Annotated in this window: 6 protein-coding genes and 3 pseudogenes; 6 read left to right on the forward strand and 3 right to left on the reverse strand. The window is 60.1% G+C overall.

Annotation, left to right across the window (positions count from 1 at the left end; translation table 11 throughout):
* Positions 1 to 1,115: thioesterase domain-containing protein (locus tag I6F35_RS39255; RefSeq protein WP_225122922.1), on the forward strand; the 1,115-nt coding region annotated here is incomplete at its 5' end.
* Between the two features lie 826 nt (positions 1,116 to 1,941).
* Here I6F35_RS39255 and I6F35_RS39260 read toward each other — a convergent pair.
* A complete protein-coding gene (locus I6F35_RS39260; protein WP_225122923.1) occupies positions 1,942 to 2,232 on the reverse strand; it encodes a hypothetical protein in 291 nt (96 codons plus the stop codon).
* 279 nt (positions 2,233 to 2,511) lie between these two features.
* Here I6F35_RS39260 and I6F35_RS39265 point away from each other — a divergent pair, with 279 nt between their 5' ends.
* On the forward strand, positions 2,512 to 2,913 hold the full coding sequence (locus tag I6F35_RS39265; RefSeq protein WP_028340772.1) for a transposase: 402 nt from the start codon (positions 2,512 to 2,514) through the stop codon (positions 2,911 to 2,913).
* Positions 2,910 to 3,257, forward strand: coding sequence for an IS66 family insertion sequence element accessory protein TnpB (tnpB, locus tag I6F35_RS39270; protein WP_225122924.1), 348 nt, complete (start codon positions 2,910 to 2,912; stop codon positions 3,255 to 3,257). Before I6F35_RS39265 ends, tnpB begins: the two co-directional genes overlap by 4 nt.
* A 114-nt stretch (positions 3,258 to 3,371) precedes the next feature.
* Here tnpB and I6F35_RS39275 read toward each other — a convergent pair.
* Positions 3,372 to 4,028 (reverse strand): annotated as a pseudogene (locus tag I6F35_RS39275) (IS256 family transposase); the annotation flags it as partial.
* Positions 4,029 to 4,112: 84 nt separating this feature from the next.
* Between I6F35_RS39275 and I6F35_RS39280 the strand changes: the two are divergent.
* The 3 genes and pseudogenes from I6F35_RS39280 to I6F35_RS39290 all read left to right on the forward strand — a co-directional run bounded on the left by I6F35_RS39280 (position 4,113) and on the right by I6F35_RS39290 (position 6,581).
* Entirely contained in the window at positions 4,113 to 5,798 is a 1,686-nt protein-coding gene (locus I6F35_RS39280) for a transposase family protein (RefSeq protein ID WP_225122925.1), read from the forward strand.
* Between the two features lie 46 nt (positions 5,799 to 5,844).
* Positions 5,845 to 5,982: pseudogene (locus I6F35_RS39285) on the forward strand (transposase domain-containing protein); the annotation flags it as partial.
* Positions 5,979 to 6,581: a plasmid pRiA4b ORF-3 family protein gene (locus tag I6F35_RS39290; RefSeq protein WP_225122926.1), complete on the forward strand. Its 603-nt coding sequence runs from the start codon at positions 5,979 to 5,981 to the stop codon at positions 6,579 to 6,581. The pseudogene I6F35_RS39285 and the gene I6F35_RS39290, both read left to right, overlap by 4 nt.
* 132 nt (positions 6,582 to 6,713) lie before the next feature.
* Here I6F35_RS39290 and I6F35_RS39295 read toward each other — a convergent pair.
* A pseudogene (locus I6F35_RS39295) lies at positions 6,714 to 6,863 on the reverse strand (transposase); the annotation flags it as partial.
* Positions 6,864 to 6,981 lie beyond the last annotated feature (118 nt).

Here is a 6,981-nt window from a genome sequence, read left to right on the forward strand (position 1 = left end):
ACGCGCTGCCGGCGCCGGCCGATCAGGCCTATGCGCTGGCGGCCTACCAGTCGCCGCAAGGTGCGGTCGAGACGACGCTGGCGCAGATCTGGGCCGAGCTCCTTGGTGTCGAGCGCATCGGGCGCAACGACCACTTCTTCGAACTGGGCGGCCACTCGCTCTTGGCCGTGCAGATGCTCAGTCGAGCATTAAATCTTGGGCTGAGTTTTAGCGCCACCGACCTCTTCCGAGCCCCTGTTCTAAAGGAGCTCGCATCGAAGATTCGTTTGCAGGTGCAGCCCAGTAACACGGCGGTGATTCCCGTTCGACCGACCGGATCGCAGCCACCTCTCTTCTTTGTCCCCACAGGTTTTGGGGATTGTTCGTATGTCCTCGGTTTGGCAGCGGAAATGGATGCAGACTGCTCGGTCTACGCTCTGCAATGGCCCCCTTTCGATGACGTTCGTCCACCGACGCTTGAGGCGATGGCCGCCGAGGTGATTCTTGCGATTAAACAGATCCAGCCCCGTGGCCCATACCGTTTTGCTGGATACTCATCAGGTGCAATCCTGGCTTATGCAATTGCCGAGCAGTTACTGAGTGTTGATGAAGTTGTGTCGTTCATGGCGTTCATCGATGTCAGTCTACCCGCGGCTTCTTCAAACAGAGCACTGAAGAATTTGGCGCGAGAATTTGTTTTGAATCGTTGTGGAATCTTGCGCGATGAGTATCGCGAGGTTCTGGAACGCGACACCGAACCATGTTCCATCTCTGAGTTGCTTGAAAAGGCGCAGCAAATAGGAGCGTTAGCTCCAGATCACGATCTTCGCAGTGACGTTTCGATGTATCAAAGGGCCGCGACATTTCACCGCGCGCTACAATCGTATCGCGTTCCATCGCTCGTGATTGAAATACATCAGTTCTATGCGAGTGAGCCTCTCGTCAGTCGTCGGGTACCACCTGACAACCAACCCAGTAGCGACTTGCCAAACCAGGGCTGGGACCGAGTCGTGAATGCCGGGGCTATTCGTGCCGTACCGGTTCCAGGCAACCACGCGACAATGGTGAGCAATCCAGAAAACCGCCGAGTTCTGGCTCGAGCCATTTCGACAGCCTTGATCGGGACTGTTGAATAGACTGAGAGAACTTTCTCCGAAAGTTGAGGGTTCGAAGCTTCATCTCGAGATCCAGGCGCTGCTCGTTGGTTTTTCCCTGACCCGTGCGCACACGTCGTCGATCGGCTGAAAGCTGATCTCAGCACTCCAGGCCTTCAGATAAAGGCGCTCGCTTACTCTTCGAACCGTATTCCACTCATCCAGAATGGCACGATATCGAGTGCGGCGGAACTGCCAGCAGCAAGCAGCGTCAGGAAGCCGAGTGACGGTCAGTCCCTCCTTCATACGCTCTGTCTCGTCAATTTTGCGATGAAACTGCCAATCCTACGATTTACTTTCAATAAGACGCTGACATCTTAGTTCGGTTTTTAACAGCCGCGCTGTGGCGTCGATGCCGCGTCGAACGCAACCTGAAATTACACCTGATACTCCACTTCGCCTTGCCGATGCCGTGAAGATCGCATTTCCTTTGGAAGGAATGACGGTCGCGGGTTTGCGTCGTGAGCGCGACCGTAATCGACTGGTTATCGAAGATTGCCGGCAAGGAATTTACAACGCTGGCTCATATCGGACGGATGAGAGAGCTGTGCCGCGAAGAAGCAAGGGCGCCCGACTTCAGCTCAGGGCTACCCGCCGAAACAAGAGCGCATAAATCACTCACCCTGCAACCTGGATCATCAGAGACAACGGCCGGGATGTCAGCACAGGCTGCGCTGCAGATGAGATTGCGGCCGCGGAGGAAAAGCTAGGAGATTACATCAGCTCTAAACACACGCCAAAGCGAAGAATCCGCCACATAGACGATATCGCTATCGCGGAGGTCCTCTCGATTTATTTGGACGCGCAGTTAGACAATCTTCGCGGCCGTTTCAATGTCGATAGCGAGAGCAAAGATACGATCGCCAATATCCGCAACTTTAAGAAGCGGATCGAACCGTTGAAGGGGTGGTGGGGGTAAAAATGCCCGAAGCCATTCCAGTCGTCGCGGATGCTTGACGCGGGGCTGGCCGGTATCGAGAGGTACGGCGATCCGCTTGCCGCTCTGGTCAGCCGCTACGATCACGTGATCGGCGTACAGGGTGCCAGTCGTGCAATGTTTTGTGCCATTGAGCTGTAATCCGGCTTGGTCCGACGTCACCGCGGTCTGGTAGCGATCGCCAGGGCCTACGCCCAACTCGGTTATCGCGTCTCCGATTATCGCACTATTCGCGATGGCTCTGAGCCACCGCGCTTTGGTGGCTTGATCTTGTTCAGGCGTAAGTCCTCGACCAGGTTGAAGTGTGCCCTCTGCGCCTGTGGCAGCTTGGAGTCCGTAGCCGCAAGTGCAATTGTACGCATCCGACGGGGGCCGTCTTGCGTGACGGATGGTAATTCGCGAAGCGTGTGACCTTAAGTCTAGCTTTAAGGTCATCAGGCGATGCGGGTCGAGGTTTTGGGCGGGCTGGAGCGGCGGCGGCGGTGGTCGCAGGACGACAAGGCGCGGATTGTCGAGGAGACGTTGGCGCCGGGCGCGAAAGTGACTGAGGTTGCGCGTCGCAACGGAGTAGCGGCCAGCCTGGTGTTTACCTGGCGTCGACAAGCACGGACATCGGAACAAGTTGTACCATCTTTTACGCCGGTGCAGATCGCCGCCGTAGCGGCATCGGCTGAGGAAACTCCGAAGCTTTTGCCTACGGTTGATGGCCGAGTTCGCTCCGTGGCAGCCGCGCGTACTGGATTGATAGAGATCGATCTCGGCAACCGACGGTGCATCCGGGTGGATGCGCACGTCGATCCGGAAGCGCTGGCGCGGGTCCTCGATGTGCTTGGACGCCGATGATTGCTATACCGGGGAATGTGCGAGTGTGGCTCGCGACAGGCTATACGGATATGCGCAGAGGCTTTCCGTCGCTGGCACTCCAAGTGCAGGAGGTGCTGCACAAAGACCCGCTCAGCGGTCATCTGTTCGTCTTCCGCGGTCGCCGCAGCGATCTTGTGAAGGCGATCTGGCACGATGGCCAGGGAGCCTGCTTGTTCACAAAAAGACTCGAGAGAGGAAAGTTCATCTGGCCATCGGTTGCCGGCGAATCGGTAATGATTTCGCCGGCGCAGTTGAGCTATTTGCTGTCCGGGATCGATTGGCGTAACCCTCAAGAAACCCATCGGCCGACACGGCTCGGATAGCCGCTTTTACGGTTTGAATCTGCTGCTTGATCTGATTCAATGGCTTCATGATATCGAAGCCGGACGATCTTCCATCGGATCTTTTAAGTGCCTACATGGCGCTGCTGGCCGACGTCATCGCGCCGATCCCGGAAAACGCGAGCCGAACTGAATGGCGAACTGGCCCATGGCGGCAGTCCACTCAACGCCTCGCCGCCACCGCAATCCGGCGTTCTTGATGGCGCGATAAAGCAGCTTCAACGCCGCGTCGTCGTTTGGAAAGCTGCCGCGGGTCTTGATGATCTTGCGCAGGCTACGGTGCAGTGCCTCGACCGCGTTGGTGGTGTAGATCATCTTGCGGACGCCAGGAGCGAACGCGAAGAACGGCACGACCTGTTCCCAGGCGCGGCGCCAAGCCTGGCCGATCGCCGGATAGCGCTTGCCCCATTCGTCCTCGAACTCCTCGAGCCGGACCAGCGCCATATCGGCATTCTCGGCCCAATAGATTGCCTTGATGGCAGGCAGGATCGCCTTGCGATCCTTCCAGGCGACAAACGCCAGGCTGTTGCGGATCAGGTGCACGACGCAGGTCTGCACCACGGTCTGCGGATAGACCGAGGCGATCGCTTCGGGAAAGCCCTTGAGCCCATCGACCACCGCGATCAGGACATCGTTGACGCCACGCGTCTTCAGCTCGTTGATGACCTTGAGCCAGAATTTGGCGCCTTCGGTCTGCTCGATCCACAGGCCCAGAACCTCCTTCTCGCCGTCCGGATTGAGCGCCAGCGCGACATCGCATTGCCTCACCCAGAATGTTACTGGACAACTTCTCGCCGATAATTGGGTCGGTGCCACCGAATTGGTTCGGTGGCGTCTATGGCGGGAAAGATCAGCATGGGCGCGCGGCGCGAGGTGGTGTCGGCGGTAACGGAGCGTTACCGGTCGGCCAAACGAGCGGAGAAAGGACGGATTCTCGACGAGCTGTGCGCGACGACGGGCTGGCATCGCAAGCATGCGGTGCGCGCGCTCCGGCGACGCGAGACGGTAAGACCGGGCGAGGTCGAGGCAACAAGAAAGCGAAGACGCAGATATGGCGCGCCGATCAAGGACGCGCTGACTGCGCTGTGGGAGGCGTCGGATCGGGTGTGCGGCAAGCGGCTCAAGGTGATGATCCCGACCTTGCTGTCTGCTCTTGAGCAACATGGCCGATTGCAGCTTGGCCAGTTGGATCGTGATCGTGTCCTGGCTATCAGCGCCGCCACCATCGATCGCCTGCTCGTCGATGTGAAGATCGCGGCGAGCGGCGGCAGGCGGCGCCGTGCCGGATTTTATTCGGCAATCCGGCGCGAGGTCCCGATCCGCACGTTCAATGACTGGAACAGCCCGGTGCCCGGCTTCTGCGAGGTCGACATGGTCGCCCATGGCGGCACGTCGGTGGCTGGCTCGTTCATCCAAACCCTCACGATGGTCGATGTCGCCACCGGCTGGACGGAGTGTCTGCCGCTGCTGACGCGGGAAGGTTCGCTGGTCGTCGAGGCGATCAACCGCGCACAGAGCCTGTTCCCCTGGCTGTTGCGCGGCGTGGACTTCGACAACGACAGTGCCTTCATGAACGATGTCGTCGTGCCATGGTGTCGTGAACAGAAGCTCGAGGTCACACGCTCGCGCGCCTATAAGAAGAACGATCAGGCGTTCGTCGAGCAGAAGAATGGTGCCGTCGTCCGCCGCCTCATGGGCTATGGCCGCTTCGATGGCGTCGAGACGGCGCGTATGAGGGGCCGCCTCTATGCGGCGGCACGGCTCTACGTCAACTTCTTCCAGCCGTCGTTCAAGCTGAAGGAGAAGCGTCGCGAAGGGGCTAAAGTGATCAAGCGCTATCATCTCCCCTCGACGCCCTACGAGCGTGCCCTGGCGCATCCCAAGGTGACCGCGACCGTGAAGAAACGCCTACGCGATCAGTATCGCTCGCTCGATCCGGTCGCGCTGTTGGCGGAGATTCGCGCAACCCAAGAGGAATTAGGCAATCGCGTCGATCGTCGTGCCGGAAAGGCGCGCGGCCTGCAACCCGCCAGTATGGGCACCGCGCCAGCCACCGCAGCCACTTTTGCGAAGACGCTCGGTAAGACGACGACGTCCGGCGAACCGCGCGCCACGCACCGGCGCACACGTCGGCCCTATAAAACCCGGGTGCGCATGCCGTCCAAGCTCGACCCGCATATTGCTGTGATCGAGGGTTGGCTCGCCGAGCAGCCGCAACTAACCGCGCTCGCCATCGTCGACCGGCTGAGGGAGAAGCACCCCGAGGAGTTTGGGACGAGACAGCATTCGATCGTGCAGCGTCTGCTGAGGGCGCTCAGACGAAGAGCTGCCGAACGGTTGGTCGCCCAGGGCCCGCTCGGCTTGGCCACCACCGCTGCCCCATTGCCCGGCGTTGTGGACGGCTCGGGCTATGTAGGGCCCGACCCGCCCACAACCCCTCTCGTCGAGCAAGCCGGAAAAGCCATCTGGCGCGGCCAATCAGTCGACCTCGGATCGCCATCGGCCACCGCGCCACTAAGGTAACATCTACAAGTGAGGCAATACGGGGGTCAATATTGCAAGCCGAATGACAGTCAGCGCCGAGCACTGGCTCTCCGACGTCCTTGCGAAGCTCGTCAATGGCTGGCCTGCGGCGCGACTGGACGAACTGCTTCCCTGGGCGTCGACCTACACGATGCATGCGCACGATCCGAGGCTGGCAGCATGAGCCTGAACACGACCGCCGTCCGAATCAGGGTAACCCTCAAGGACGTGAAGCCGGAGGTGATGCGTTGCCTTGTCGTACCCGTCACCCTGCGCCTTGATCGGCTGCATCTGACGCTTCAGGCGGCGTTTGGCTGGACAAACAGCCACCTCTTCGAGTTCCTAGCTGGCGAAGGGCGTTGGGGCATCCCTGATCCCGACGGTGATTTTGGCCCCCAGCCGATCGATGCCCGCAAGGCGCGGCTCTCCGATATCGTTCAAGAGACAGGCGCCAAGACGATCCATTATCTCTATGACTTCGGCGACAGCTGGGACCATGTGATCAAACTCGAAAAATGGTTCGACAACACGACGATAGAGGGACTTCCCCTCCTGCTCGAGGCCGCCGGTCGTTGTCCTCCGGAGGATGTCGGCGGTGCGCCAGGCTATGCCGACTACCTCGACGCCATCGGCGACCCTACCCATCCAGAACATGAACATATGCGCCTCTGGGGGCCCGAACAGTTCGATCCGAACGTCGTCGACCGGAAGACGCGCGAGGCCGCCGTCAACGCATTGTCCGGAATTTGGAAGCCGCGGCGTCGCGCCACGCGGCTCAAATAGACGTCAAGCGTCAATCAAAAGGGCCGCAGAGCTACGCTTACGCTCAACCGTCACAACGGCTGCTTCCAGCGACCCGGTGGGCTCTGCCGCCGTCGGTAGCGCCGATTCCGACACCACCGGCACGAACGACAGCGTGTCCGCCGAAGCCGGCAGCACCAACTGGCCCAAACGCGCCCGGCGCCGCCAGTCGTGCACCTGCTGGGGCCGGCAGCCGTGGCGGCGGGCGACATCTGTGACAATCGCTCCCGGCTCGAGGCTCTCCGCGGCAATCTGTGCATGTTTCGCGGGATCGTGAGCACGGATTTCAGGGGATCGTGAGCAGAGATTTCAGACGATCGTGAGCACGGATTTCGCGGGATCGTGAGCAACTTTTCCGCGGCTCAGCCCGCTTCGGCCGACA

It is taken from the genome of Bradyrhizobium sp. BRP22 (genome assembly GCF_020194175.1).
Classification (GTDB): Bacteria; Pseudomonadota; Alphaproteobacteria; order Rhizobiales; family Xanthobacteraceae; genus Bradyrhizobium.

What these genes read in the sequence shown, in the direction of transcription:
- I6F35_RS39265 (WP_028340772.1), top strand. Translation starts at nt 2,512, where the DNA reads ATGCGGGTCGAGGTTTTGGGCGGGCTGGAGCGGCGGCGGCGGTGGTCG.
- tnpB (WP_225122924.1), top strand. Translation starts at nt 2,910, where the DNA reads ATGATTGCTATACCGGGGAATGTGCGAGTGTGGCTCGCGACAGGCTAT.
- I6F35_RS39280 (WP_225122925.1), top strand. Translation starts at nt 4,113, where the DNA reads ATGGCGGGAAAGATCAGCATGGGCGCGCGGCGCGAGGTGGTGTCGGCG.
- I6F35_RS39290 (WP_225122926.1), top strand. Translation starts at nt 5,979, where the DNA reads ATGAGCCTGAACACGACCGCCGTCCGAATCAGGGTAACCCTCAAGGAC.